The following is a 26,468-nucleotide window of genomic DNA, read 5'->3' on the forward strand; positions in this document are numbered from 1 at the left end:
GTTACTTTGGTTGATTGTTCAATAGGATCGATTTGTTTATTTTTTTATTTGTGGACTTTTTTTCTTTGATAATTTCATCTTCAAAAAGCATTCGCACAGATGGGGTATAGGTGTCATCGTATTGTCCTTTTCTTACCGAAAATATAAAGGCAACAAAAAAGAAAAGTGCAATAAAAACACTTATGGTAAGTAGCATGTAAATAATATTCATCCTTGTATTTGATTTGTGTGTAAAATTAAGAAGGGTGACTTATAAAAAAGATGACTTTTGTCACCTACCAATTTTTGTTTAAGTATTTGAGTATAAAATTTTATTTTATTTGTAATTGTTTACCTAATCTATATGTATACAGCGTTGTAAAAACAACTATACTTATAGAACTCAATGGCATTAAAATAGCCGCAACCACAGGTGCTAAATTTCCAGTGACAGCAAATGTTAGCCCTATTAAATTATACAGCAACGAAAAAACAAAGGCATATGCGATCACCTTTTTACCCTTTTGTGCTAGCGTTATAAAAGTGGTAATATCTTTGAATCGAGTGGCATCTAAAATCCCATCACACGCAGGTGAGAATACGTTTATATTTTCTGAAATCACAATACCCACATCACTCTGAGCAATTGCTCCGGCATCATTGAGACCATCACCAATCATTAAAACTCGATGTCCTTTTTCCTGCAGTGCCTTAATATAATGAAGCTTATCTACTGGTTTTTGATTAAAAACCAATGCCGTATTCTCAGGCAATAAAGCAGTTAAATTTTCTTTCTCGCCATCATTATCCCCAGACAACACCGCTACTGAAAAATCAACCGAAAGTTTTTCAAAAATTGCTTCCATTCCATCGCGATATTCGTTGTAAAAAATATAACAGCCCTTGTAAACATCGTTTGCGCTCACATGCACTGTAGTTTCATTTGCCGAAGCATTCACTGTTATTTTATTATTCACAACGAACTTAAATGACCCCACTTTTATGCTATTGCCTTTTGAAATACCTGTAATTCCACTTCCCACATCTTCCTTAAAATCATCCAACACACAAATATCTTGGTCTGCGAGCATCGTGTATAATGATCTACTTAAAGGGTGGTTTGACGCACGTAAAGTGGAAGTTAGCAAAGACTTTTCTTCGCTTGTGAGCAAAATACCCTCATACATAATTACGTTTTTAGCATTTGTAGTAAGTGTTCCGGTTTTATCAAAAACTACAGTATCAATTGTGGCAAGTTGCTCAATAACACTACTATTTTTTATATAGAAATTACGTCTTCCAAAGATTCTTAATAAGTTTCCCAATGTAAATGGAGCTGCAAGTGCAATCGCACAAGGGCACGCAACAATGAGCACTGCCGTAAATACATTGAGAGCCAATGAAGGCTGATAGAAAGTCCAAAATACAGTAGCAATAATTGCAATACTTAAAATAGCAACCGTGAAACGTTTACTAATTTGATCAGTAATAGATTGAAAAACACTCGCCCCATTTTTATTAAAGATCTCATTTGACCACAGTTGTGTCAAATAACTTTGCTCAACCTGCTTTACTACCTCTAGTTCAATTACACCAGCTCGTTGACGGCCTCCCGCAAAAAGGATATCGCCAGATTCTTTTGTCACAGGAACAGCCTCACCAGTTACAAAACTATAATCAATCAACGCATTTCCTTTGATGAGAATACCATCTACTGGAATCAATTCACCATTTCTAATAATTATTCGGTCACCTTTGATTAAATCATAAATCTGTGCTTGTTCTTCAGAAATATTAGATCCGTGACTACTCTTTCCATTATAATTCAATACTCGTGTTACCGCAATGGGGAAGTATGATTTGTAGTCTCTTTCAAAAGATAAAAAGGAATAGGTTTTTTGCTGAAAAAACTTACCCAGCAATAAGAAAAATACAAGCCCAGCTAAGCTATCAAAAAACCCAGTTCCCCAATCCATTGCCACCTCAACCGTAGAACGTATAAAAAGAACCAGAATACCAATAGCAATAGGCACATCAATGTTTAGCATTTTTGAGCGTAAACTTTTATAGGCTGAAATCAAATAATCCCTTCCAGAATAAAACACAACAGGCATTGCAAATGCAAACATCAATCCTCTAAAAACATACTTGAATTTATCCAACCAAAATTCAGAAACTTCAAAGTATTCTGGGAATGAGAGAAACATAATATTTCCAAAAGCAAAGCCAGCAACTCCAAGTTTGTAAATTAAACTTCGGTCTATATTTGAAGATTTTTTTGTGGCATCATCCAACGAAATATAAGGTTCGTAGCCTATTTTGCATAACAATAGCACAAGGTAATGGAGTTTTAATATTTCCGAAGCGTATGTTATTCTTACTGTTTTCTTAGGAAAATTAACTTGTGCAGTTTTCACTGCGGGATTAAGTTTGTTTAAATTTTCGAGAACCCAAATACAAGAACTACAATGAATGGAAGGTATTAAGAATGTGACTACTTGGGTTCCTTGTTCGTCAAAATCAATGAGTTTATTGACAATGGATTCATTCTCCAAGAAATCAAATTTACCTTCAAAGCGCGACATCCTTGTGCCTGGAGCATTTTCTAACTTGTAGTAATATGATAAATCGTTGTCATTTAAAATGTCGAAAACGGTTTTACATCCATGACAGCAAAAATGTTTGTCTTGATGTTCAATAATTGTAGTCGTACAATCATCACCGCAATGGAAACACGTCTCCATAGTTTATTATAATTTGCTCATTATACCTGAAGCAAAGTTGTAGATTATATGGTTCTCAAAAGATGACTTTTGTCACCCTTAAAGATTAGTTAACAGTCTTGCCATTTACTATATATTTAATTAACTTTAAGAGAAAACCATGAAAGCAATGCCATTATTGGGCTTTACAACCCTCGTTTTAATCACAACTACCATTTTTGCAGGATTAAACATATCATTCACTTGGGTATTCTTTTTAACAATTTTTGGACAAGGATTACTTGTATTTACAGTCTACAAAGTACTCACGGATGATTATTCAACAGAAAAAACTTTTAAAGACTTCTACGAAGACCGACCCGATTTAGAATCTTAAAATATTCAATGAGACACTCTTGTTACTTCTTGTTCTTATTTTATCTTTGACCAGACATTAAAATCCAATGGAAAATTATACAGAAAGTAGGTGTGAAAACTGTATTATAAGACAGTTGAATTCGCTAAAAGCGCTTAAGAAAGATGAATTGAAAAAAATTTCGGACAGCAAGATTATGAAATCTGTCAAGAAAGGAGAAACTATATTTAAAGAAGGTGAGCGTCTCAATGGGGTTTTTTGCGTGCGTGGCGGTGTGTCAAAACTATCTAAGCTTAGTGAAAATGGTAACGACACTATCGTTAAAATTGCTACAAAAGGAGACGTTCTCGGACAACGCTCCGTCATCACTCAAGAACGCACTAATCTGAGTGCCGTTGCACTTAATAACATGGAGGTCTGTTTTATACCACAACAGCATTTGCAAGATAGTATAAATAATAATCCCAACTTTACAAAGGAAATATTATTACACGTGGCAAGTGATTTAAAATTTGCCGACAACGTAATAGTAGATATGGCACAGAAAACGGTAAAACAACGTGTTGCCCAAATACTTATGTATCTTGATGAAAATTTTGGTATTGACGAAGATGGTTATATCGCAATGACCCTTACTCGAGAAGATATTGCAAATGTTGTAGGAACTGCAAAAGAAGCTTGTATTCGCACACTTTCAATGTTCAAGAAAGAAGGTTGGATAATTACAGATGGAAAACGCATTAAACTTGATGACAAAAAAGCCCTCTACAGACTGATAGAAGGCTTCTAGGTTTTTACATTTTTGAAGATTTACATTTTAAAAGTTAGAACAGGTAATGTGGAGTGATTTACCACATCTTCTCCAATACTCCCTGAGAAAAAGTGCGCAATTCCTCTTCGACCATGAGTTGGAAGGCTTATCAAATCTGCTTTTACTCTTTTAGCAAAATTAAAAATTCCCTTTTCTACTGTAAAATCTGAATAAATTGTGACAGCTTCGGGCAGTATAGGTGCTCCTTTTAACTGAACTAGAAAATTTACAATCCGTTGTTCTATTTGTGATGTGCTCATAAATGAATCGCCAGGTTGATTGATGTAAGCTAGTTTTACTTCAATGTTCAACTTTTCAAAAAGTGCTTTGGCCTTTGAAAAAACAACAACACTTTCATCTCTAAAATCACAAGCGAATACGGCAGTTTTAACATCAAAGGAAGCATCGTCTTTTATTACTAGCACAGGTGTGTTTGCGGAGCGCACTACTTTCTCGGTGTTTGAGCCTACAAATACTTCACTTAGCCCACTGCTTCCATGTGATCCCATAACGATGAGTTGTGCGTCAAACTCTTTTGCAACATCATCAATCTCACTAAATACTGCAAAGTTTTTCACTGTTTGATGTACTGTGATATTGTTTAAATACTCCTTATCTAAAAATTCTTCAAATCGTTTTTGAGTTAGTTTCATATAAAACATTCCCTCCATACTTTGTGAACTGTCTTTTGTCAATACGGCTGTACTTAACCCCATCATGTGAACTGCTACAATTTCGGCATTATATTTTTTGGCTATTGTCGCTGCTACTTTTAAAGCATTTTCTGAAAACTCGGAAAAATCTACAGGTACAATTATCTTTTTCATACTATGGGATTTTTAAATGAATATTTTAATTATCCCAAAATTATAATACTAGATGCTTTAAAAAGATGACTTTTGTCATTCCAACAAATATCAGATTCAAAATCGAATAATATTAATTACTCATTAAGAAATGGCTCGAACAAACCGAGCGAATTAAATAACGTTGCATTTGCGTTCAAATACTTTATACCAACCGTGTTTGCTTTTAATGTTGCTTCAATCAATTTTTGTTCCCTAGCGTTTATCAAAAAAACAGAGCTTTCCCCTACTTCAAATTTTCTTTCTTCAGCCGATAGCATTGTTTGATAATCTGCTACAATATCTTCAATCAAATTATTTTGTTGTCTTAAAGAAGAAATTTCAGCTTTTGAAGCCATGATTTTATTTTGAATATTGAGCGATGTCGAAACTCTCTCAAAATTTGCATCTTGTAATTTTATATTCGCTAATCTTACATCTCCTCTTTCTTTTCTCAAAAAAATAGGCATGCTAAAATTTACAAATGCCTTATAATTTGCAGTATTAAAGCTGTTTATTTGATCTGCATCCTGAGTTAGAAAATTATATTGTAAATCCAATTTGGGCAAAAGTTTATTTCTTTTTAAGCCACGATCAACTTCTAGCCCTTTAACTTTTGCTTCAATACTTCTCAATTTGGGGTGATTAGTAAGTGCTTCTTGAATTTCGGTTTCATCTTCCATAAGTAATGAGCTTGACAATATGGTTTCAGTTGGCATTACTGGTTTTATTTCTTCTTCAATTTCTAACGGAATATCGTCTAACCATAAATACGTACTTGCCTTCAATGACGCCTTCCTTGTTTTTAACCGTGCGGCTTCAAGATTTAAAATTCTAGTTTGTAATGTTATTCTAGCTTCAGTAGCGTCAATGGCAGCTATGTCTCCTTCTTCAACACTACGAAGTATTCCTTGATATCTAATTTCGGCATTCGCCAAAAAGCTCTCGTAAATGGTCAATTCGTTACTCGCCTCCAGCCATTCAAAATAGGCCATACTCGCTTCAAAAATTAAATCATTTACCAATAGATTTCTTTCGGCTTCGGTTTGATCAATAAAAAAACGAGCTTGTTTTAACATTGCCATTCTATCATTTGTAAGCAACCCCTGTGCTAAGGAAAACGAAACGCCAGCACTATAGAGTCCGTCATCTGGGACGATCTTACTAGGGTTTAAAAATTCGCCCTTGTTTTCTTCAAAATTGGCTTTGAATTCCACTCCATACCACGTGGGAATTTTAAACGTAGCATTAAGTTGGTCGTAATATTCGGTATCCTTGAATTTCTTTCTATCGTAGTCCACTTCTATTTTAGGATCAAAACCCCCTCTAGCCTTAAGCAAAGTTGCTTCGCCCATATTTAATCTCAAGTTGGCTTGTTTTACCAATGGATGATGCTGCTTTACGTAACCAAGATATTCTTCAAAAGACAGCACGTTATCTAATGAATCACTCATTGCTTGCCCCCTTAAAATTTTCGCGGAAGCCATAAAAATGAAAACAACTATAAGTAGATTTTTCATCTATTTGTTTGATTTTTCGGTTTGTGAATTTGCCGGTGTATAATAATTGGGAGGGAATCCATTGAGCTGACGCCATATCTCATACCATATTGGCACGTCTTCCAACAATGCCAAAGTATACGCTCCGGAGCCCACACGTATGTTCTCTGGCCACGGCTCAGCATTTTCGTCGGGCGCAATGAGCACCCTAAATTTTCCATTTTGGCTAATAAATGTCTCAATAGCAACCACCTTTCCAGAATAGGTACCAAAAGAAGCTCCCGGCCAACCGCTAAAAATAATCGCAGGCCATCCATCAAACTGAATGCGCACGCGCTCATCGAGGTGAATAAGCGGTAAATCAATTGGGTTTACAAATGTCTCCACGGCAAGGTCATAATTGGATGGCATGATGCCCACGAGCCTTTCACCTTCTTTAAATGTTTCTCCAATTCCAGCTTTTATTGCTTTGTTAATATAACCATTTTGAGGGGCCGTGATGTACATCATCGCGTTTCTCATTTCATAATTTGTTGACTTATTATCGAGTTTGCTTACTTCTATTTCTGCTTCAAATTGGCTGGACTCTGCGGTAAACCTGTCGCTACTGGCTTTGGCAATTTTATCTGCATATTCTGCTGCAATGCGGCTAATCTCTACTTGTGCGTTTAGCAATTCATTTTTGGCAGCAAGGAGCTTATTTTGTTGTGAGATAAGTTTTGCTTCTGTTTCTTGCAGTTTTAAGCGTTTTTCTTCTACATCTGTTGTTGCTTTTAAACCTTCAGATTGTAGTGTTACCGTACGGTCATATTGTGTTTGGGCAATTTTTTTATTTGTATTTGCCGCTTCAAGATCAATACTATCACTTTTTACTTTAAAACCGGCTTGTAACAATTTATTTTCAGCTTGCTGTAATTTAAGTGAACGTTCTCTATTCAATGCCGAAATTTGACCACCCAAAGCGTCAATCTTTCCTTTATATGACGCTACAGATTTACTCTTCGCCTCGCGCTGTGCTTTTGTGCGTTCTACTAACAACGGGTCTTGATATTCGTTTTTAATTTCTGAAATAAATAAAATAGTATCCCCTTTTTTTACAAAGTCACCCTCATTGACATACCATTCTTCAATACGCCCAGGAATAGGCGATTGAATGGTCTGCGGTCGCTGATCCGGTTGCAACGTAGTTAAAAATCCTCTTCCTGAAACATTTTGCGTCCACGGGAGAAACAAGATGATGATGGTTATAATTCCAAAGGCGAGCAAAAATCTGTTGAATAAAACAAAATGCTGCATTTTGAATGCTTTTTTAAAAGCAGCATATCCCTCAAGTGTCACTTTTTTGTTGAGTTGGTTATGTGAAATATTAAGCATTGCTATTTATGTTTAAAGTTCCTTGATTCATTTTAAATGTTCGTGTGCAATAGCTCCTCCACAAAGGATTTCCAGATGATACAATGATGCTCCAAGGTTGGTTGGCATCAGTCAAATAATCGATTATTAATTTTGCTTCAGTTGGGTCAAAATTTTCCAATGGATCTTTGAGCAATAACAACTCTGGATTGTGCACAATCGCTCTGGCAAGAACTATTCGCTTTGCGATAGAATACGGCATTTGACGTCCTTGTGGATAGAGCATGGTTTGCAACCCTTTAGGTTGACTTTTTACAAAATGTAATAAACCTAGATTTCGCAGTACTTCGTTTACTCTTTCCTCGTGGATGGAAGTATCCCCAAAAGTTATATTTTCCAAAATAGTTCCTTCAAACGGTTGCTGTTCTGGAAGTACCTGTCCCACTCTTTGACGATAGCGATTGGGCCATATTCCTTTGATTGAGGTATTATTTACATATAAAGACCCTTTGGTGGGGAATTGCACACCGGCCAATATCTTAAGCAAACTAGTTTTTCCAGAACCAGAATGTCCTTCTAAAAGCACTCTATCTTTAGAACCAATATTGAAAGTAATGTTCTTTAATATTTCTGACCCATCAGCCGTAGTAAAGAATACACTATCCGTTTCAATAGAAAGTGGTTGTTCTCTTTCAAAAGGATCAATACCCTCTTGCGCTTCAAGTTCTTTGTCCACAACTTGTCCTATCTTTTCTAAGGAGGTAAGTACATCATAAAAAGTATCGAGACCGGTAATCAATTTCTCTACAGATGTAATAACTAAAAGAATAATGATTTCTGCGGCTACAAACTGTCCAATATTCATTTGTTGATTGAGCACCAACAATCCTCCAATTACTAATAACCCAGCTGTAACCAAAACCTTAAAGCCAATCATTTGTATAAATTGAATAAGCAATACCCTAAAATGACTTTCTCGAGCATCAAGATATTTGGTAGTGTAAGCATCATTGCGCTTCATTGCAAGCTCCGTATTTCCCGAAAGCTTAAAACTAATGAGCGAGCGAGCCACTTCTTGAATCCAGTGCGCTACTTTATACTTACTTTTTGATTCTTCTAAACTGGTTTCTAATCCCCTTTTCGCTGTAAACTTAAACACGATATAAATCAAAATAATCAGCAGTATTCCATAAATAATAAAGAATGGATGGTAGAAAGACAACAACGTAATCCCAAATATAATCTGCAGTACTGCTGCCGGAAAATCGATTAAAATTTTTGATAATCCCTTTTGTACGGTGAGCGTATCAAAAAAACGATTGGCCAACTCTGGCGGATAAAAATTGCGGAGCTCGCTTGTTTTTATCTTCGGAAATCTGAAAGCGAATTCAAATGACGAACGGGTAAATATCTTTTGCTGAATATTTTCTAAAATTCGAATCTGCATTATCTGTAAAGTTCCCTGAAATGCAACACCTAACGTAACTAAAACAACAAGCACTATCCAAGAGGACGAAATTTGTGCTCCTTGAATCAAATTAATAATTGCTTGTATCCCTAACGGAAGTGACAATGATACAATACCTGCAAAAATTGCATAGTAAAAAATTTGCCTAACATCTCTCTTATCCAGTTCGAGTAAACCCACAAACCTGCTCCAAGGCGTCATCGTTTTTTTCATAAGCCAATTTAAATTTAAAATCTAATTTCAAAAATAATAGTAATACTATTAATATAAAATAGTTTAACTATTTTTTATAACTTAAACATTAAAATCATCTAAGAGATTCTAAAATATTAAATGATACTATCTAAAAAGAAAAAAGAGCATTCTTTCTTAGAATGCTCTTTCAAGGTATATTCAAATCCGATTAATAATTAATCCACATTATCGTGTAAAAAACTATTATTCGTTCTTAAATCAATATCGTCATCATCACTATTTACTGATGTTCTTGATATGTTGCTTCCTAAATCCTTATTTTCTTCAAGTTCAATTCCTGCTCGTTTGTATGCAGGTTGTTTTTCAATATCTTCAATTTTTGAACCGCTGTTTCTAAACTTGTAATTAAAGTCCTTTAAAATCCGTTTACGATCTTCGGTGCGGTCTTTAAGCAATTTTGAAATTGGTGAGTTCATCGGGTCAATTTCAGTAGGCTCCTCTTCCACATCTGCATCTTTAACGGGTACGGTTTTCTTTTCAAAGACAATGGTTTCCTCAGCAACTTTAGCTGTTGGTTTTGCATTTAAAAGTTCATCTTCCTTTTCTTGATAATCGTCAAGACTGTAACGACGAATTCCATCCTTTGTCTGCTCACTTACCGGCACCACTTCAATATGGTCATTTACCTCCATATCGTCAACGTGCAAATCATGCTTTATTACTTCAGCAGAAACCTCTTCTTCAATTTCATCAACTTCATCATTGATTGGCATGTCAAACATCAACATGGAGTTATCCCTTTCCCTCTCTTTTTTATCTTCGGAAATTTCTATCTCATTATCAATTTCCTTTTCGATTTTATTTATAGTAAACTCAACGGTTTCAGGCTGTTCAATTTCCGAAGAAATTATCTTTGGTTTAATCGTTTCTTGTGCTACTTGTGGTTTGATAATTTCGAAATCGTTGACATCAATTTCATTGATAATCAATTGTTCAAACTCAGCAAGTATATGAATATCCACAGGTGTTGATTCCACATCAATGTTCTTTATAAACTCTGAAGTTGCTACGTATCCTTCAAAAGGAATTGTAGGGGTAACCGGTGTCTCAACTACTGCCTTTGGCTTTGGCGTTGGAGTTACCGTAGCGATTTCTTCTTCTTCAAACAATGTATGACGAATAACTGGTGCAGCTTCAGGTTTTACCGGCGCTTCGGGAACTTCGTTTTTAGGAAGTTCTACAGGCTTTCCAGTTATGTTTGTCGTCAAATCTTGTTCTGCCTTTTGCTCTTCTTCAAGCGTATGGATGATTTTTTTACTTTCGGTATTGCTAATTTCGTGTTGTTGCTCAGCGTCAAAACCCGTGGCAATCACCGTAATCGAGATGGCACCCTCAAGAGTATCATCGTCACCAACCCCCATAATTATGTTTGCACTGTGACCAGCTTCGTTTTGAATGTGATCACTGATTTCTCCAATCTCATCGATGGTGATTTCTTCGGCTCCCGAAACAATCAACAACAAGACATTCTTGGCTCCAAAAATTTTATTATCATTTAATAATGGAGAATCTAAAGCTTTAGTAATGGCATCGTGCGCTCTTGTAGCACCACTCGCAGTTGCGCTACCCATAATTGCAGTACCACTATTAGATAGTACCGTCTTGGCATCTCTAAGGTCAATGTTTTGTGTGTAGTGGTGTGTAATTACTTCGGCAATTCCTCGCGCTGCCGTTGCTAACACCTCATCGGCTTTTGAAAATCCAGCTTTAAAGCCCAAATTTCCGTAGACCTCTCGCAATTTGTTATTGTTGATAACAACGAGCGAATCTACATTGGCTCTTAAATTTTCAACCCCTACAAGTGCTTGCTCATTACGCAATTTTCCTTCAAATTGAAATGGAATGGTTACAATCCCCACCGTCAAAATATCAAGGTCTTTTGCCATTCTTGCAATAATGGGTGCAGCTCCAGTTCCAGTTCCTCCACCCATACCAGCAGTGATGAAAATCATCTTGGTATTTGTGGTCAACATACTTTTTATATCTGCCATGCTCTCAACAGCACTCTGCTCGCCCACTTTAGGGTTTGCTCCTGCTCCTAAACCTTCCGTCAAATCAACCCCAAGTTGTATTTTAATAGGCACACTGCTATTTTCAAGGGCTTGGGCGTCTGTATTACAAATGACAAAGTCAACCCCTTTAATTCCTTGGTTAAACATGTGATTAATGGCATTACTTCCACCACCACCAACGCCAATTACTTTTATGACGTTAGATTGATTCTTTGGCAGATCAAACGCAATGTTTTCAAATTCTGTGTTACTGCTCATATATATTACTTTTTGCGAGGTTTATTATGCTTTGAAATGAAGTTCCAACTCCATTTTTATTTTTATGCTATTTTCAGTCAACTGAAATTTTAATTTTTTTTTCTATCCACGAAAATCTATTCGGCGTTATCCAAAAACTCTTTGAACTTTTCTGCCCATTTATCAAAAAATCGCTTTCCTTGTTTTTGGCTTTTATTATCTTTTACTTCTACTTCGGAAATTTTTGTTTCATTTTTATTTTCTTCGGCAGCTAAAATTCTGTTTTGTTTTTCTTCGATTTCTTCTTGCTCCGAAAGTATCTTTGCTCTCTTCTTTGACTCAAGACTGTTCATTAACAATCCAACCGCAGTTGCGTATAACGGACTCGTTGTTTCGCTATCACTGTCTCCGGCCAAATGCTCATTGGGATATCCAATTCTCGTATCCATCCCCGTGATGTATTCTACTAACTGTTTTAGATGTTGCAATTGCGCACCACCGCCCGTTAATACAATCCCCGCGATTAATTTTTTCTTTTGGTCCTCGTGACCATAATTCTTAATTTCGAGATATACTTGATCAATAATCTCCACGACTCTCGCGTGAATAATTTTTGATAGGTTTTTAAGAGTAATCTCTTTTGGTTCCCTACCACGAAGACCAGGGATAGAGACAATCTCGTTGTCTTTATTTTCCCCAGGCCACGCAGAACCAAACTTAATTTTAAGCAACTCTGCTTGTTTTTCTATAATGCTGCATCCTTCTTTGATGTCTTCGGTGATTACATTTCCGCCGAAAGGAATAACTGCTGTATGTCTAATAATTCCATCTTTAAAAATGGCAAGATCTGTTGTTCCGCCACCTATATCAATCAACGCGACACCAGCTTCTTTTTCTTCTTGACTCAACACGGCATTTGCCGAAGCTAAAGGCTCCAGCGTAATCCCACTCAACTCAAGACCGCTACTTTTTACGCAACGCCCTATGTTTTTAATCGAAGCTACTTGCCCAACAACCACATGAAAATTTGCTTCCAACCTTCCACCGTACATACCAATGGGCTCTTTAATTTCGGCTTGTCCGTCAACCTTAAAATCCTGTGGTAATACGTGGATAATTTCTTCGCCCGGAAGCATTACCAATTTGTGCACTTGATTGCACAAACGGTCAATATCATCTTCATCTATTACTTCGTCACTATTGCTTCGGGTTATATAATCACTGTGCTGTAAACTACGTATGTGCTGCCCTGCAATACCTACAACAACGTCTTTAATCTTTAATCCCGAAGAAGTTTCAGCATCCTGCACTGCCTGCTGGATTGACTGGATTGTTTGCGTAATATTATTTACAACACCACGATGTACGCCGAGACTTTTAGACTTTCCTATGCCTAAAATCTCTACTTTTCCATAATCATTTTTAGCACCAATCATCGCCACAATTTTTGTGGTCCCGATGTCTAATCCTACAGCGATGTTTCTTTGTTCCATGTCCTTACTTTTTTGTTGCCACTACTTGACTTCCAAACTGCAAATCAACGTTCTTATACTCTTTTAACATTCCGTTTTTTAATGCCTGTTGATAGAATGCTTTAAAATTTTGAAATTTTTTATCTTCATTCGTGAGTGTCCCAAAACGAACCAAAAAATCATGCTTTCGTACTTTCATTGTCACAAATCCTTTTTCTGAAATATGTAACCCAACAATGGTTTGATTCAAAAAATTATCTTCTCTAATTTTCAACAGTAGTGGTGTTAATACAGTGAAATCTGTAACTGTGTTTCCAGTGACTAAAGGGACCCTTGCCGAATACACTTTTGACAATGGCATTTTTTTACTATCTGCGTCAATATAAAAATCATTGGCTGCAGCAATCCTTCCCACTGGATTGCGCTGTTCAATCTTTGCTCCCAAAACCCCATCTACCGTCATAAAAACCTGAGCATCACGTATCATATCGTTTTCTAATAAGCGATTTTCGGCTTCTTTCAAAACTAGTCTTTCTTTGAGGACACTCGTGACACTGTCATAATTTTGTATTAACAATTTATTAACCGTTGTAAGTGTTATAAATGGGTCGTTTTCATCAACAAATTCAATTTCAATTTTGGTTAGTTTTCGTGCAATATTCCGCTTGTTTGTGAAGCTGTATAAAAACACAACCAAACCTACCAAAACGATAAATTTTATTAGACCCCAATTAATTTTCATCGCTCAGTGTTTTTGTTATAAATTCAACTTCAGCACCTATATCTCCAGCACCTACGAGTAATTTAACACGGCATTTTGATTTTTTTATTTCTGAAATGAGCTCGGTTTTATTTATAAGTTTTGCTATTTCATGTAGGTTTCTACTCCGCTCAACCGGACTTGCTTTAATTACATCGAAAATTTTAGATAATAGCCAATCCGATGAAACGCCTTCCATGGGTTTTTCTCTTGCAGGATAGATATCCAACAATAGTATTTGGTCAAATTGCGCTAAACTTTCAGCAAAGCCGTCGGCAAAATCTTTAGTTCGGCTAAACAAATGTGGTTGGAAAACAATCAATTTTTCATCGCCAGGGTACATTTCGGCCACTGCCTGAAAGAGTGCATTTATTTCCGTTGGATGATGCGCATAGTCGTCAATCAGCACCAAATTATCTCTCCTAATCTTATAACTAAACCTACGTTCAACTCCTTTAAAACTTGACAAAGCTTTTGGCAAAAGTGCTATAGGGGCATCTGCCAATAGTGCCATCCCTACAGCTGTTATTGCGTTGTGCAGGTTGTGGTGTCCGGGAAGGAAAAATTGTAAATCGGTTAATTTTTGGTTAGGCGTTTTTAAGTCGAAAATATACGCGCCATTTTCAATGCGAACATTCTGTGCTTCAAAATCAGCATCTTCTTCAATGGCAACAGACTGCCCGTTTAAAGGAAGTCCTTTTTTGTACAATAGGTTTTCTTTTTTTGGTAATAACGAAGCGAAATCTGTAAATGATTTTTCTATTTCTTGGGCACTTCCATAAATATCTAAATGGTCTGCGTCCATTGAGGTAACGCAGGCGATATCTGGGCTGAGCGTAAGGAATGAGCGGTCAAATTCGTCTGCTTCCACTACTGTAATTTCGGTTCCGCGACTAATAAAATTTGATTTGTAATTTTCGGCTATGCCACCTAGAAATGCGGTTACCGGCATATTACATGCTGCTAACAAATGCCCTAAAATTGCCGAAGTTGTTGTCTTTCCGTGCGTACCTGCAACGGCGAGACAGAGGGTGTCTTTGGTAATTTCGCCAAGTAATTTTGCACGTTTCATCATTGTATAATTCTCAGCTAGAAACCAATTAAAAATCACATTATCCTTCGGTATTGCTGGCGTGTAAATGACGAGCGTATTCTGTTTATTAGTAATACTTTCTGGCAATGCTGAAATTTCATCCACATACCCAACTGTAATTCCTTCAGAAACCAGCGTTTTTGTTAGGCTGGTTTCGGTCTTGTCATAACCACAAACGTTTAATCCTTTTAACTTTGCAAAACGAGCAAGCGCACTCATCCCTATCCCGCCAATGCCGATAAAGTAGATAGTCTGTATATTGTTCAATATGCTCATTCTGCTTTTTTACTTTTTTATCAATTTTACAACTTCGTCCACAATCGCTTTTGTGGCGTTTGGTTTTGCAAGTTTTTTTATGTTTTGAGACAATGTTTTCTGAAGCGTTTCATCATTTAACAAGTCTACCAGTGTGTTATTAAATTGCGTGTCTGCATCGGTTTCTCTCAATAATATGGCAGCGTCTTTTTCTGAAATTGCCAACGCATTTTTAGTTTGATGGTCCTCAGCGACATTTGGCGACGGAATGAATATTACCGGTTTTCCTACAAGGCATAACTCAGAAACTGAAAGCGCTCCAGACCTACTCACTACAACATCCGCCGCTGCATACGCCAAATCCATTCTATTTAAAAACGCATGCACCTGAATAGTTCCTTTGCTTTCTACTTTGTATTGTTCTTCATACAACTTCCCACATTGCCAAATCACTTGAATGTTTTCTTTCTGAAATACACCCAATGCATTTGAAATCAATTGATTAATTTTTCTTGCACCCAAACTTCCACCCAAAACTAAAAGTGTTTTTTTTGAAGCATCCAACTTAAAAAACGACAAACCCTCTTCCCTTTTTCCTGAAATATCAATTAAATCTTGGCGTACGGGATTTCCCGTGTTTATTAATTTTTCGGCTGGGAAAAATTTCTCCATTCCTTCATAGGCTACACATATTTTTTGAACTGTGCCACTCAACCATTTGTTTGTAATTCCCGCATGTCCATTTTGTTCTTGGATTAAACACGGTACTTTGCGCATAGACGCCACTCTTAACAATGGCGCACTTGCATACCCACCAGTGCCAATAGCAACATCAGGCTTAAAATTTTTAATGATCCGTCGAGACCGTGTTAAACTCGATATTAATTTCAGCGGGAATTTTAAATTTTTAATAGATAGATTTCGTTGCAATCCGGAAATCCACAAACCTTCGATATTGTATCCTGCTTGCGGTACTTTTTCCATTTCCATTCGGTCTTTTGCTCCAACGAATAAAAACTCCGCGTCTGGAAAACGGGACTTTAATTCGTTTGCAATCGCGATTGCCGGATAAATATGTCCGCCAGTCCCACCACCTGAAACTATAAATCGATATGGTTGCTTTTCTTTGATACTCTTTTTGTTTTTTATAACTTATTTCAATTATTTAGGTTTCGACTGCGCTCAACCGGACACTATTCGGTGCAATGCATTTCCGAAGAAAATACATTTCGTTTTTACATTGCTTGCGATAAAATATCCAAAGGATTATCACTCGCTTCTACGTCTTTTTTCTCAATTTCTCTCTTTGCCGCTACGCTCAAAACCATTCCTAAAGCCAAGCACGTCATCCAAATACTTGTTCCTCCGCTACTAATCAATGGTAATGTTTGGCCTGTAACGGGGAATAATTCCACTGCAACCGCCATATTTATGAGTGCTTGAAATACTATGGGCAACCCTACTCCAATGACCAATAATTTTCCGAACATTGAATCGGATTTATGCGCCACAATCACCAACCGAAATAGTAAAAGGAGATATAGGGACATCAATACGAGTCCTCCCACGAGCCCCCATTCTTCCACGATAATTGCATATATAAAATCCGAAGAGGACTGCGGTAAAAAGTTTTTCTGAACACTTTTTCCTGGGCCCAATCCCGTTACCATTCCTGAGGCGATGGCAATTTTTGCTTTTTCTATTTGATAATCTGCTTCTGTATCTTCTTTGTCTGTGAAGTTTTCAATTCTGCTAATCCATGTATCCACACGGTTGGGAAAAACACCCGGAAAGGCTTTTGCACTAAGTACAAATAATGTGAGCATTAAAAGTCCAGCGCCGAGAACAATTCCCAAATATCGTAATGGATACCCACCAATAAACACCAACAAAACAACCATTGCAAAAATGATTGCCGTGGTGGAAAAGTTGGCTGGCAATATTAACGCAAGTACCATAAATACCGGCAACCATAATGGCAATAAGGTTTCTTTGAATGTAATGGCCTTGTCTTTAATCCTGGATAAGTATCGTGCCACGTACGTCATCAAAACAACAGCAGCAAGCGTTGATGTTTGAAACGTAAACCCAACCAATGGAACACGAATCCACCTGCTTGCATTAGCCCCACCAATGGTAGTTCCTTGAGCTAACGTTATCAGCAATAATATAATTACCGCCGGTAGTGCTATAATGGAAAGCCCCCTGAAATAATGATACGGGATTTTATGAACCCCATATAAAATGGCAAAACCAAGCACCAAATGCGCAAAGTGTTTGGCCAAAAACTGAAACGTACTTCCATCTCCATACAAATACGCAAGATTGCTACTCGCGCTGTAAACAGGTAAAAACGAGAATAGTGCCAACAGCCCAACGACTGCCCAAATGGTTCTATCTCCTTGTATGTTTTTGAAAAACTGGTTCACTTTATTTTATGTATGATTGCTATCTATTTTTTTAAGCAATCTGTTTATTTAAAATTTGTTTTCTGAATATAGGTTTCGACGGCACTCAACCGGAAATCGTTTATGCTTTTTTATAGACGTCTTACAGCTTCTTTGAATTGTCTTCCTCTGTCTTCATAATTTTCGAAGAGATCAAAACTCGCACACGCCGGACTTAATAAAACGGTGTCATTTCTGTCTGCTAATTTGTACGCTACTTTAACCGCTTCTTCCATACCGGCAGTTTCTACTATTGTTTCTACGATGTTGCCAAAATGCGCTTTGATTTTTTCATTATCTACACCCAAACAGATAATCGCTTTTACTTTTTCATTTACCAATCGCAACAACTCTGTATAATCATTTCCTTTATCCACGCCACCAACAATCCAAACGGTAGGTGTTTGCATACTATCTAAAGCATAAAAAGTAGCGTTCACATTTGTAGCCTTGCTATCGTTAATATACATCACGTTATTAATCTTGAGCACTTTTTCTAAACGATGTTCCACCCCTTGAAAATTTTCAAGACATTCTCTTATGGTCGCTTTTCTTATTTTCAACAATGTTGCCACCGTTGACGCCGCCATGGCGTTCTTTGTATTGTGTTGTCCTTGTAATCCTAGTGCTGCTATTGGCATGGTAAAATGGGTGTTATGTATATTAATATGTATATTCTCGTTTTCTATAAATGCGCCTTCTTCCACTTTGTGCTGTAATGAAAAAGGCAATTTTTTTGCTTTAATTGGGTGGGTGTCCAACCATTTTTTAATCGCTACATCATCGGCATCATAAATAAAATAATCATCTTCCGTTTGGTTCATCGTGATCCTGAATTTTGAAGCGATATAATTTTCATATTTGTAATCATATCTATCCAAATGGTCTGGACTCAAGTTTGTCAATATTGCAATGTGCGGCGCAAAATCTTTAATTCCGTCGAGCTGAAAACTGCTCAGTTCAAGCACAAAATTTTCATATTTTTCTTCGGAAACTTGCTGTGCGAAACTATCTCCTATGTTGCCTCCGAGTGCTACATTTAAATCTTGCTTTAAAAGCGAATATGTCAATGAAGCTGTCGTTGTTTTTCCGTTACTACCCGTAACTCCCACAATCGTTGCATCTGTAAATTGTGATGCGAACTCAATTTCAGAAATTACCGGAATCCCTTTTTCCAACAACAACTTTACTATGGGCGCCTTTTCTGAAATTCCCGGGCTTTTCATTACTACAGTTGCCTTTAAAATTTCGGCTTCTGAATGACCACCCTCTTCCCAGATAATCGAATTTTCAATGAGCACTTTTTTATACTTCTCCTTAATATTTCCGAAGTCTGAAACAAAAACCTCATACCCCTTCTTCTTTGCAAGTAATGCTGTACCAACACCACTTTCTCCTCCACCTAATATTGCTATTACTTTTTTCATCAAATCGCCCTATCTAATTTTCAAAGTGACAACGGTTAACACCGCTAAGAAAATCCCAACAATCCAAAACCTCGTTACAATCTTACTTTCGTGAAATCCACCTTTTTGATAATGGTGATGCAATGGGCTCATCCTGAAAATTCTCTTTCCTTCTCCTGTCTTTTTCTTTGTGTATTTAAACCATCCCACTTGTAGTACTACGGAAAAATTTTCCATTAAAAAGATGCCACAGAGAAGAGGGATTAATAATTCTTTTCGAATAATAACTGCTATTACAGCAATGATTCCGCCAATGGTTAAACTTCCCGTATCTCCCATAAATACTTGCGCGGGATAGGCATTATACCATAAAAATCCAATGAGCGCTCCCACAAATGCCATAATGAAAATGGTAACTTCTCCGGTATTAGGGATGTACATCACATTCAAATAATCTGAAAAAATAACGTTCCCCGAAACCCACGCAAATAGCGCAAGCGTAATCGCTATAATTGCAGAAGTTCCCGCAGCGAGACCATCAATTCCGTCTGTTAAATTTGCTCCATTTGAAACTGCCGTGATGATAAAAATCACGATTGGAATAAAAATCAACCAGATATAATCTTTATAGCTTTCACCTGCCCAAGTGATCAAACTTTCGTAATTAAATTCGTTTTCTTTTACAAAAGGAATGGTTGTGAGCAGCGTGTTCTCTTCAGGATAAAATTCTCTTGGGGAATTCTGCGTTATTAATTCTGTATTATTTTCAGGGTTAATTTTTTCTCGCTTAACGGTGACATCAGGATGAAAAAACATGATGGCACCGACAAAAATCCCCAGTCCCACTTGCGCTACCACTTTGAATTTTCCGGGCAATCCAGCTTTGTCATTTTTAAACTTTTTTAAATAATCATCTAAAAATCCAATCGCTCCCATCCATAAGGTTGTCACGATTAACATAATGACATAAATATTATCCAACTTAGCAAATAACAGAACGGGTATTAGGGTTGCAAGAATTATAATCAAACCTCCCATTGTAGGTGTTCCTGCTTTTTCCACCTGCCCTTCTAATCCTAAATCTCTAATCGTCTCACCCATTTGCTTGCGCTGCAAAATGCGGATGATTTTCTTTCCCCAAACGGTAGCAATCAATAAAGAAGTAATTACTGCAAGCGCAGCCCTGAATGTGATAAATTCAAACAAACTCGCCCCAGGAACCTGGTAACTCTTCTCTAAAAAATCGAATAAATAGTATAACATATTATTTATTTAGTGCGATTAACGTTTGGTTTACAATTTTGTAGTCATCGAAATCCGTTCGCACTCCGTTGACTTCTTGATATGTTTCGTGACCTTTGCCAGCGATTAGAATAATATCTCCTTCATTCGCCATTTGGCAAGCCGTTTTAATCGCTTGTTTTCTATCTGTGATTGATAGTGTTTTTTTATAATCAACCGGTGAAACTCCAGCTTCAATTTGCTCGATGATTTTTTCGGGGTTTTCCGTCCGAGGATTATCGCTCGTAAAAATTGCTTTCGTACTCAATTGCGCTGCGATGCCTCCCATTTTAGGGCGCTTTGTTGTGTCGCGGTCGCCACCACAACCCACAACTGTTATGAGTTCTTCATTTCCTGTACGGATCACGTTGATGGTTTCTAATACATTTTGAAGCGCATCTGGCGTGTGTGCGTAGTCAACAATGGCAGTAATTTTCGTTGCTGAAATATGATACTGAAATCTGCCGTCTACACTTTCTAACGTACTTAACAATTGCAAAATCTCTAAAGACTCTAATCCCAATAATTCGGCAGTAGCATATATTGCCAACACATTATAGGCATTAAAATTTCCGATGAGCTTCACCCAAACATCATTGTTGTTTATTTTGAGTAATAATCCTGAAAACTGATTTTCTAAAATATTTGCCCGATAGTCCGCAAAGCTCTTTAAAGCATACGTATATTGTTTTGCTACGGTGTTCTGCAACATGACAGTACCATTTTTATCGTCGCTATTGACCAAGGCAAAAGCCTGTTTTGGCAATTGGTCAAAAAAAGATTTTTTAACATCACGGTATTCTTTAAAATCTTTATGATAATCCAGATGATCGTGTGAGAGGTTTGTGAAAATTCCGCCGGCAAAATATAGTCCTTCAGTTCTTTTTTGGTGGATTCCGTGACTGCTCACTTCCATAAAACAGAATTCTACTCCCGCTTGTAACATTTCGGCTAAATAGCGATTGATTGTCAAACTATCTGGCGTGGTGTGCAGGGTCTTGTATTCCTTTTTTCCAACTAAAATTTTAACGGTGGAAAGTAATCCGCACTCATAACCAGCTTCTGTAAAAAGATTATACAGCAATGTTGAAATCGTTGTCTTACCATTCGTTCCAGTAACCCCAACTAATTTTAAACTTTCCGAAGGATTATCATAGAAGTTTGATGCCATCATCGCAAGGGCTTGCTGGCTATCTGTAACCTCCACGTAAACGATTCCGTTTACTTTATCGTTTGGGATTTTCTCACAGATAATTGCAATTGCACCTTTGTCAACAGCCATTTTTATAAACTCATGACCATCACTTTGAACGCCGCGAATAGCTACAAAAACATCATCCAAGCCTACTTTTCGGCTATCAAAATTGATATCACGAATGGCCACAGCCGTATTCCCCACAACTTTGTTGAGGGAAACTTTATAGAGTATGTCCTTTAAAACTATCACGATAAATTGAGTTCTATTTGTGCGCCTTTTTGCAACGATTGACCTGCGGGAATGGATTGCGATTTTACAGTTCCGTTTCCGTTGAGTTTTACTTTATATCCTAGATTTTCTAAAATAGACACCGCATCCATGCCTGCCATTCCTCGTACATCTGGTAATTTTTGAAATCTAGTTTGTGCTTTTTTATAGTAATTGTTGTAATCTTTCTCGGTCGTTGTTTCGATTGCATCAATGTCTGCAACTTGCGCTCTTAGCGGACTGTCCGTAAATATTTTTTGAGCGATTCTTTTAAAAACAGGACCAGTTACATCTGCTCCGTAATATCCTTTTTTGGTACTCGGCTCATGGATAACCACTATGCAACTATACTTTGGGTTATCTGCTGGAAAATATCCTGCAAATGAAGAAACGTATTTCTTTTCTTTCTTCCACTCTTCAAAGTTGGCGTAGTCTTTTCTGGCAGTTCCAGTTTTTCCTGCCATAGAGAAATTTTTGGAATACAACGTTTTCCCCGTTCCTCGTTTTACTATATTTTCTAGAATAGCCTGTATTTTATCGATAGTCTCTTGAGACGCAATCTTTTCATTCAGCACTTCGACTTCCACTTCCCTAATCTTCTCGTCCCAATCTCTAATTTCTTTAATGAAGTGTGGCTTTACCATTTTTCCATTATTTGCAATTGCATTATAAAATGTGAGAATTTGCAAAGGCGTCATTTGTAAATTATATCCATAAGCGATAGACGGCAATGCATTACGCGACCATACATTATCGCCCTCTTCAGGAATAATTGGATCTGCCTCTCCTTTTATTGGAATACCTATTTTCTTATCGAGACCCCATTCTTGGACTTGGTTCGTAAACTTTTTTGGATTGTCTTTATATGCATTGTCAATTAATCTTGCAAAACCTATGTTTGAGGAAACCTCAAGTGCTTTGGCTGCTGAAATTTCACCATAGCCACCACGTTTAGAATCTGAAATGGTACGCCCATAAAATCTATCACTTCCATTTTTTGTATCGACCACGGTACCTGTATCAATGACTTTCTGATTTAAAGCTACTGTCAATGCAATAGTTTTAAATGTAGATCCAGGCTCAGTAGATTCGCCCACCGCATAGTTTAAGCGCTCATAATAGTTACCTCCGGCTCCTTTCCCAAGGTTTGAAACAGCTTTAATTTCGCCCGTGGCAACTTCCATCACAATTACACTACCGTGATCCGCCTCATATTCCTCTAGTTGTTTCAATAATGCGTGATGCGCAATATCCTGCATGTTTACATTTATTGTAGAAATCACGTCGTAGCCATCTTGCGGTTCTACTTCGTTTTCATCATAAACAGGCTTCCATTGGCCTTTGGCTATTTTCTGCTTTAAGCGTTTCCCTTCTTTTCCACTCAGCATTTGATGAAACGCACCTTCTAATCCTACAGCGTAATAACCTGGAGTATTTCGGTCTTCATCTCCCACGAGACGCTCGCCTATTTTTCCCATTGGGTGTTCTCGCACGGTTCGCTGGTCTACGATAATTCCACCTTTATAAGGCCCTTTTCTGAAAAGAGGCATTGATTTTACCTTTATATAATCTGAATACCCTAAATTCTTCGCAATAAGTAAATAGCGATTTTTATTCGCGCGAGCCTTACGAAGCACATTTTGATAATACGAAGCTGGTTTCCCAAACATCTTGCTGAGCTCTTTAGAAAGTGGCACCAAAAACTCCTTGAAATCTTTAGACGAAACCGTTACCGCATCAAACCGAATATCATATTTAGGCACTGAGCTAGCAAGCAGACTACCGTCGTCTGAATAAACATTTCCTCTGTTTGCTGGAATGATAGCATTTTTAGTCGTATTCTTTGTGGCGAGCTCGCGGTATTTGTCACCATCAACAAATTGAATATCCACTAATTTTACGGCAATCAAAAGCGCAAAGAGAAACATACCTCCGGCGATAAAGTATAAGCGGTTTAATATGTTTTTTTCTTGTATGGGCACCGCTAGTCTTCTTTGTTTATGATTGTTACTACTTGTGGTGGCGTTTCGCTAGGAGATAACCCCCTCTGTGACATAGCCGCCGTTATTTTACTTTCCATTTTGAGTTGTGTTACTTGCTTTCGCAAATCCAACCGCTCACTCTTTAATTCTTTCACTTTATTATTAAGTGCAGCAATATGGTGCACTTTTTTATCTGCGGTATGACTGCTCCCAATCATTATCAAAGCCAATACACTCAAAAAAATGATAAAACGCCAATTTTTAAAAGCGTCGTCACTTACCAAGAATTTTCCTTTAATGATATTTGAAAGTCCTTTTTTCATTTAGAGTTTCTTAGCAATTCGCAACTTTGCGCTTCTGGCTCTGTTATTTATTTTTATTTCTTCAACACTGGGGATGATAAATTTTCCTACTGGCTTTAATGGTACTTCCACTCTACCGAACACATCTTTCTCTGGCTCTCCTTCAAACATTCCATTTCGCATAAATCGTTTTACCAATCTGTCTTCGAGGCTGTGATAGCTTATCAAGCTTAATCTTCCATTTGGCTTTAGAACTTCAATTGTTTGCTCTAAAAATTCTTTTAAAACATCTAGCTCTTGGTTTACCTCAATCCGAATCGCTTGATATATTTGGGCTAAAATTTTGTTCTCTCTGTGCTTTGGCAAAAACCCTCCCAATGCTTTTTTCAGTTGTTCACTTGAAGTAATGGGAGTTTCTTTTCGGTTTTCACAAATAATTCTCGCCATTCCCGCCGCCGCTCTCAATTCACCATACTGAAACAAAACATTTCGCAATTGCGACTCTTCATACTTATTGATGACATCGTACGCCGAAAACGGACTATCTTGATTCATCCTCATATCGAGGTCTGCTTCAAATCTGGTCGAAAAACCTCTTTCCGCAACATCAAATTGATGTGATGAAACACCAAAATCCCCTAAAATGCCATCTACTTCTTTATATCCGTGAAATCTTAAGAATCGTTTCAGAAATCTAAAATTCTCATTTACCATGATAAATCGAGGGTCATCGAGTGCATTTTCTAACGCATCTTTGTCTTGATCAAAAGCAATTAAAACACCATTTTTACCAAGTCGTTTCAAGATTTCTCTCGAGTGACCACCACCACCAAAAGTGACATCTACATACACGCCATCTGGCTTGATACTTAAACCATCAACGGTCTCGTGCAACAATACTGGATTATGATATTCCATCGCTATCTTCTACATCGCCCATTACTTGTTCTGCCAAGTCTGCAAAGTCATTGGCAGCGTCGTCAATAGCCTGTTCATATTTCTCTTTATCCCAAATCTCAACAATATTTATTGCTGAAGAAATGACCAGATCTTTTGTAATTCCCGCAAACAAAGCAAGGTCATTGGGAATATTCAATCGTCCCGAAACGTCCAATTCCACCGTTTTCACACCAGCTGTAAACCTGCGAATGAAATCTACATTTTTTCGATTGAACCGGTTTAGCTTGCTCATTTTATCCATCAGCGCATTCCACTCTTCCATGGGGTACAATTCCAAACACGGTTGAAACACCGCTCTTTTAATCACAAAACCGCCTGCTGCGACAGGGTCCAACTGCTTTTTCAAAGCCGAAGGAACCATCACACGCCCCTTGACGTCTGCCTTACATTCGTATGTTCCAATTAAATTGGTCATGATTTTACGAGTTAACTACCTGAGAATACCACACCTATAAGCGACAACGGTAAAAGTCAAATATAAAAAGTATTTCCCACTTTTTCCCACTCTTTACCACTTTGTTGATAAGTTTTACCACTTCCGAAATTTTAAAAGCATCAATCCGCTCTTAATTCATTGTACCTCAATGGTATCAGAATGTTTTCAACAACTCCACCAAAACGGATAGTGAAATGAAATTTATCGGTTAAAAAAGGGGTTAATATTTCCGAAAAAAATAATGTACTTTTGTTTTGATAACACAACCAACTCAATGAACAATCAACTTAAAAAAGAAGGGAAGTTTAGCTACCTAGAAATTGGCGAAGGCACTCCAATAATTATTCTTCATGGGTTGATGGGCGGATTGAGCAATTTTGATGGCGTCGCCAACTTTTTCCCTCCTAAGGGATACAAAGTTTTGATTCCTGAATTGCCAATTTACAATATGCCAATTCTAAAAACCAATGTTAAAAACTTTTCGAAATACGTAAAATCTTTCATCGACCATAAAGAATTGAAAGATGTTATTTTACTAGGAAATTCGTTGGGGGGACATATTGGGCTGTTATGCACAAAATTATACCCCGAATATATCAAAGCTCTTGTTATCACTGGAAGTTCTGGACTTTATGAAAGCGCTATGGGCGAAAGCTATCCTAAGAGAGGGGATCGTGATTATATTCAGAAAAAAGCTGAAAATGTTTTTTATGACCCTAAAATAGCGACCAAAGAAATTGTTGACGAAGTGTATGAAACCGTCAACGACCGTAATAAATTAATTCGCACATTATCCATTGCAAAAAGTGCTATTCGTCATAATATGGGTAAAGATTTACCCAAAATGCAAACTCCAGTTTGTATTATTTGGGGCGAAAATGACAACGTAACTCCTCCCGAAGTTGCGAAAGAATTTCACGAGAAATTACCAGATAGCGAATTGTTCTGGATTGAAAAATGTGGTCATGCTGCAATGATGGAACATCCTGATGCTTTTAACGAGCTATTGTATGCTTGGCTAGAGAAGCGAGGATATTAAAAAACCTCCCCTAACCCCTCCGAGGAAGGGGAA

Annotated in this window: 22 protein-coding genes; 3 read left to right on the forward strand and 19 right to left on the reverse strand. The window is 37.3% G+C overall.

Translation table 11 applies throughout. The annotated features are described in order from the left end of the window. Nucleotide 1 precedes the first annotated feature (1 nt). On the reverse strand, nucleotides 2-211 hold the full coding sequence (gene ccoS / locus ACSHW7_RS12980; protein ID WP_435679794.1) for a cbb3-type cytochrome oxidase assembly protein CcoS: 210 nt from the start codon (nucleotides 209-211) through the stop codon (nucleotides 2-4). Between the two features lie 100 nt (nucleotides 212-311). After that, a complete protein-coding gene (locus ACSHW7_RS12985) occupies nucleotides 312-2,723 on the reverse strand; it encodes a heavy metal translocating P-type ATPase (RefSeq protein WP_435679795.1) in 2,412 nt (803 codons plus the stop codon). A gap of 139 nt (nucleotides 2,724-2,862) precedes the next feature. On the opposite strand from ACSHW7_RS12985, the gene ACSHW7_RS12990 reads away from it, so the two are divergent. Both ACSHW7_RS12990 and ACSHW7_RS12995 read left to right on the forward strand, forming a co-directional pair. Then, on the forward strand, nucleotides 2,863-3,078 hold the full coding sequence (locus ACSHW7_RS12990) for a hypothetical protein (protein WP_435679796.1): 216 nt from the start codon (nucleotides 2,863-2,865) through the stop codon (nucleotides 3,076-3,078). Nucleotides 3,079-3,145: 67 nt separating this feature from the next. Next, nucleotides 3,146-3,847 (forward strand): Crp/Fnr family transcriptional regulator, encoded by a 702-nt coding sequence (locus ACSHW7_RS12995; protein WP_435679797.1) that lies wholly within the window; start codon nucleotides 3,146-3,148, stop codon nucleotides 3,845-3,847. Nucleotides 3,848-3,867: 20 nt separating this feature from the next. Here the strand turns inward: ACSHW7_RS12995 and ACSHW7_RS13000 are convergent, their stop codons facing one another. From ACSHW7_RS13000 to mraZ, 17 genes are all read right to left on the reverse strand, one after another. Then, nucleotides 3,868-4,695, reverse strand: coding sequence for a universal stress protein (locus tag ACSHW7_RS13000; protein ID WP_435679798.1), 828 nt, complete (start codon nucleotides 4,693-4,695; stop codon nucleotides 3,868-3,870). A gap of 116 nt (nucleotides 4,696-4,811) precedes the next feature. Beyond that, complete coding sequence (locus tag ACSHW7_RS13005) at nucleotides 4,812-6,233, reverse strand: TolC family protein (RefSeq protein WP_435679799.1); 1,422 nt, start codon at nucleotides 6,231-6,233, stop codon at nucleotides 4,812-4,814. Further along, complete coding sequence (locus tag ACSHW7_RS13010; protein ID WP_435679800.1) at nucleotides 6,234-7,586, reverse strand: HlyD family secretion protein; 1,353 nt, start codon at nucleotides 7,584-7,586, stop codon at nucleotides 6,234-6,236. Then, nucleotides 7,579-9,246, reverse strand: coding sequence for a peptidase domain-containing ABC transporter (locus ACSHW7_RS13015; protein ID WP_435679801.1), 1,668 nt, complete (start codon nucleotides 9,244-9,246; stop codon nucleotides 7,579-7,581). Before ACSHW7_RS13015 ends, ACSHW7_RS13010 begins: the two co-directional genes overlap by 8 nt. A 197-nt stretch (nucleotides 9,247-9,443) precedes the next feature. Further along, nucleotides 9,444-11,558: a cell division protein FtsZ gene (gene ftsZ, locus ACSHW7_RS13020; RefSeq protein WP_435679802.1), complete on the reverse strand. Its 2,115-nt coding sequence runs from the start codon at nucleotides 11,556-11,558 to the stop codon at nucleotides 9,444-9,446. A gap of 116 nt (nucleotides 11,559-11,674) precedes the next feature. Then, a complete protein-coding gene (ftsA, locus tag ACSHW7_RS13025; protein WP_435679803.1) occupies nucleotides 11,675-13,030 on the reverse strand; it encodes a cell division protein FtsA in 1,356 nt (451 codons plus the stop codon). Nucleotides 13,031-13,034: 4 nt separating this feature from the next. Beyond that, nucleotides 13,035-13,751, reverse strand: a complete 717-nt coding sequence (locus ACSHW7_RS13030; protein WP_435679804.1) for a cell division protein FtsQ/DivIB — start codon at nucleotides 13,749-13,751, stop codon at nucleotides 13,035-13,037. Then, nucleotides 13,741-15,138 carry a UDP-N-acetylmuramate--L-alanine ligase gene (locus ACSHW7_RS13035; protein WP_435679805.1) on the reverse strand — a complete coding sequence of 466 codons (1,398 nt, stop codon included), beginning with the start codon at nucleotides 15,136-15,138 and terminating at the stop codon, nucleotides 13,741-13,743. The genes ACSHW7_RS13030 and ACSHW7_RS13035 overlap by 11 nt, the downstream gene beginning before the upstream one ends. Nucleotides 15,139-15,147: 9 nt before the next feature. After that, nucleotides 15,148-16,248, reverse strand: coding sequence for an undecaprenyldiphospho-muramoylpentapeptide beta-N-acetylglucosaminyltransferase (murG, locus tag ACSHW7_RS13040; protein ID WP_435679919.1), 1,101 nt, complete (start codon nucleotides 16,246-16,248; stop codon nucleotides 15,148-15,150). A 104-nt stretch (nucleotides 16,249-16,352) separates the two neighbouring features. Further along, complete coding sequence (locus ACSHW7_RS13045) at nucleotides 16,353-17,546, reverse strand: FtsW/RodA/SpoVE family cell cycle protein (RefSeq protein ID WP_435679806.1); 1,194 nt, start codon at nucleotides 17,544-17,546, stop codon at nucleotides 16,353-16,355. 110 nt (nucleotides 17,547-17,656) lie between these two features. Next, entirely contained in the window at nucleotides 17,657-18,991 is a 1,335-nt protein-coding gene (gene murD / locus ACSHW7_RS13050) for a UDP-N-acetylmuramoyl-L-alanine--D-glutamate ligase (RefSeq protein ID WP_435679807.1), read from the reverse strand. 9 nt (nucleotides 18,992-19,000) lie between these two features. After that, on the reverse strand, nucleotides 19,001-20,233 hold the full coding sequence (gene mraY, locus ACSHW7_RS13055; RefSeq protein WP_435679808.1) for a phospho-N-acetylmuramoyl-pentapeptide-transferase: 1,233 nt from the start codon (nucleotides 20,231-20,233) through the stop codon (nucleotides 19,001-19,003). A gap of 1 nt (nucleotide 20,234) precedes the next feature. Beyond that, a complete protein-coding gene (locus tag ACSHW7_RS13060; RefSeq protein WP_435679809.1) occupies nucleotides 20,235-21,698 on the reverse strand; it encodes a UDP-N-acetylmuramoyl-L-alanyl-D-glutamate--2,6-diaminopimelate ligase in 1,464 nt (487 codons plus the stop codon). After that, nucleotides 21,695-23,698: a penicillin-binding protein gene (locus tag ACSHW7_RS13065; RefSeq protein WP_435679810.1), complete on the reverse strand. Its 2,004-nt coding sequence runs from the start codon at nucleotides 23,696-23,698 to the stop codon at nucleotides 21,695-21,697. Before ACSHW7_RS13065 ends, ACSHW7_RS13060 begins: the two co-directional genes overlap by 4 nt. Nucleotides 23,699-23,700: 2 nt before the next feature. Next, nucleotides 23,701-24,021: an FtsL-like putative cell division protein gene (locus tag ACSHW7_RS13070; protein WP_435679811.1), complete on the reverse strand. Its 321-nt coding sequence runs from the start codon at nucleotides 24,019-24,021 to the stop codon at nucleotides 23,701-23,703. Continuing rightward, nucleotides 24,022-24,918, reverse strand: a complete 897-nt coding sequence (gene rsmH / locus ACSHW7_RS13075) for a 16S rRNA (cytosine(1402)-N(4))-methyltransferase RsmH (RefSeq protein WP_435679812.1) — start codon at nucleotides 24,916-24,918, stop codon at nucleotides 24,022-24,024. Beyond that, entirely contained in the window at nucleotides 24,905-25,375 is a 471-nt protein-coding gene (mraZ, locus tag ACSHW7_RS13080) for a division/cell wall cluster transcriptional repressor MraZ (protein WP_435679813.1), read from the reverse strand. Before mraZ ends, rsmH begins: the two co-directional genes overlap by 14 nt. 295 nt (nucleotides 25,376-25,670) lie before the next feature. On the opposite strand from mraZ, the gene ACSHW7_RS13085 reads away from it, so the two are divergent. After that, a complete protein-coding gene (locus ACSHW7_RS13085) occupies nucleotides 25,671-26,435 on the forward strand; it encodes an alpha/beta fold hydrolase (RefSeq protein WP_435679814.1) in 765 nt (254 codons plus the stop codon). The last annotated feature ends 33 nt before the right edge of the window (nucleotides 26,436-26,468 follow it).

Origin of the sequence: Patiriisocius sp., from assembly GCF_051252435.1 — a bacterium.
GTDB lineage: Bacteria > Bacteroidota > Bacteroidia > Flavobacteriales > Flavobacteriaceae > Patiriisocius.

What these genes read in the sequence shown, in the direction of transcription:
- ftsA (WP_435679803.1), bottom strand. Translation starts at nt 13,030, where the DNA reads ATGGAACAAAGAAACATCGCTGTAGGATTAGACATCGGGACCACAAAA.
- rsmH (WP_435679812.1), bottom strand. Translation starts at nt 24,918, where the DNA reads ATGGAATATCATAATCCAGTATTGTTGCACGAGACCGTTGATGGTTTA.
- ACSHW7_RS12990 (WP_435679796.1), top strand. Translation starts at nt 2,863, where the DNA reads ATGAAAGCAATGCCATTATTGGGCTTTACAACCCTCGTTTTAATCACA.
- mraZ (WP_435679813.1), bottom strand. Translation starts at nt 25,375, where the DNA reads ATGACCAATTTAATTGGAACATACGAATGTAAGGCAGACGTCAAGGGG.
- ACSHW7_RS13010 (WP_435679800.1), bottom strand. Translation starts at nt 7,586, where the DNA reads ATGCTTAATATTTCACATAACCAACTCAACAAAAAAGTGACACTTGAG.
- ACSHW7_RS13085 (WP_435679814.1), top strand. Translation starts at nt 25,671, where the DNA reads ATGAACAATCAACTTAAAAAAGAAGGGAAGTTTAGCTACCTAGAAATT.
- ACSHW7_RS13070 (WP_435679811.1), bottom strand. Translation starts at nt 24,021, where the DNA reads ATGAAAAAAGGACTTTCAAATATCATTAAAGGAAAATTCTTGGTAAGT.
- ftsZ (WP_435679802.1), bottom strand. Translation starts at nt 11,558, where the DNA reads ATGAGCAGTAACACAGAATTTGAAAACATTGCGTTTGATCTGCCAAAG.
- ACSHW7_RS13000 (WP_435679798.1), bottom strand. Translation starts at nt 4,695, where the DNA reads ATGAAAAAGATAATTGTACCTGTAGATTTTTCCGAGTTTTCAGAAAAT.
- murD (WP_435679807.1), bottom strand. Translation starts at nt 18,991, where the DNA reads ATGAAAAAAGTAATAGCAATATTAGGTGGAGGAGAAAGTGGTGTTGGT.
- ccoS (WP_435679794.1), bottom strand. Translation starts at nt 211, where the DNA reads ATGAATATTATTTACATGCTACTTACCATAAGTGTTTTTATTGCACTT.
- ACSHW7_RS12985 (WP_435679795.1), bottom strand. Translation starts at nt 2,723, where the DNA reads ATGGAGACGTGTTTCCATTGCGGTGATGATTGTACGACTACAATTATT.
- ACSHW7_RS13030 (WP_435679804.1), bottom strand. Translation starts at nt 13,751, where the DNA reads ATGAAAATTAATTGGGGTCTAATAAAATTTATCGTTTTGGTAGGTTTG.
- ACSHW7_RS13035 (WP_435679805.1), bottom strand. Translation starts at nt 15,138, where the DNA reads ATGAGCATATTGAACAATATACAGACTATCTACTTTATCGGCATTGGC.
- ACSHW7_RS12995 (WP_435679797.1), top strand. Translation starts at nt 3,146, where the DNA reads ATGGAAAATTATACAGAAAGTAGGTGTGAAAACTGTATTATAAGACAG.
- ACSHW7_RS13005 (WP_435679799.1), bottom strand. Translation starts at nt 6,233, where the DNA reads ATGAAAAATCTACTTATAGTTGTTTTCATTTTTATGGCTTCCGCGAAA.
- mraY (WP_435679808.1), bottom strand. Translation starts at nt 20,233, where the DNA reads ATGTTATACTATTTATTCGATTTTTTAGAGAAGAGTTACCAGGTTCCT.
- ACSHW7_RS13015 (WP_435679801.1), bottom strand. Translation starts at nt 9,246, where the DNA reads ATGAAAAAAACGATGACGCCTTGGAGCAGGTTTGTGGGTTTACTCGAA.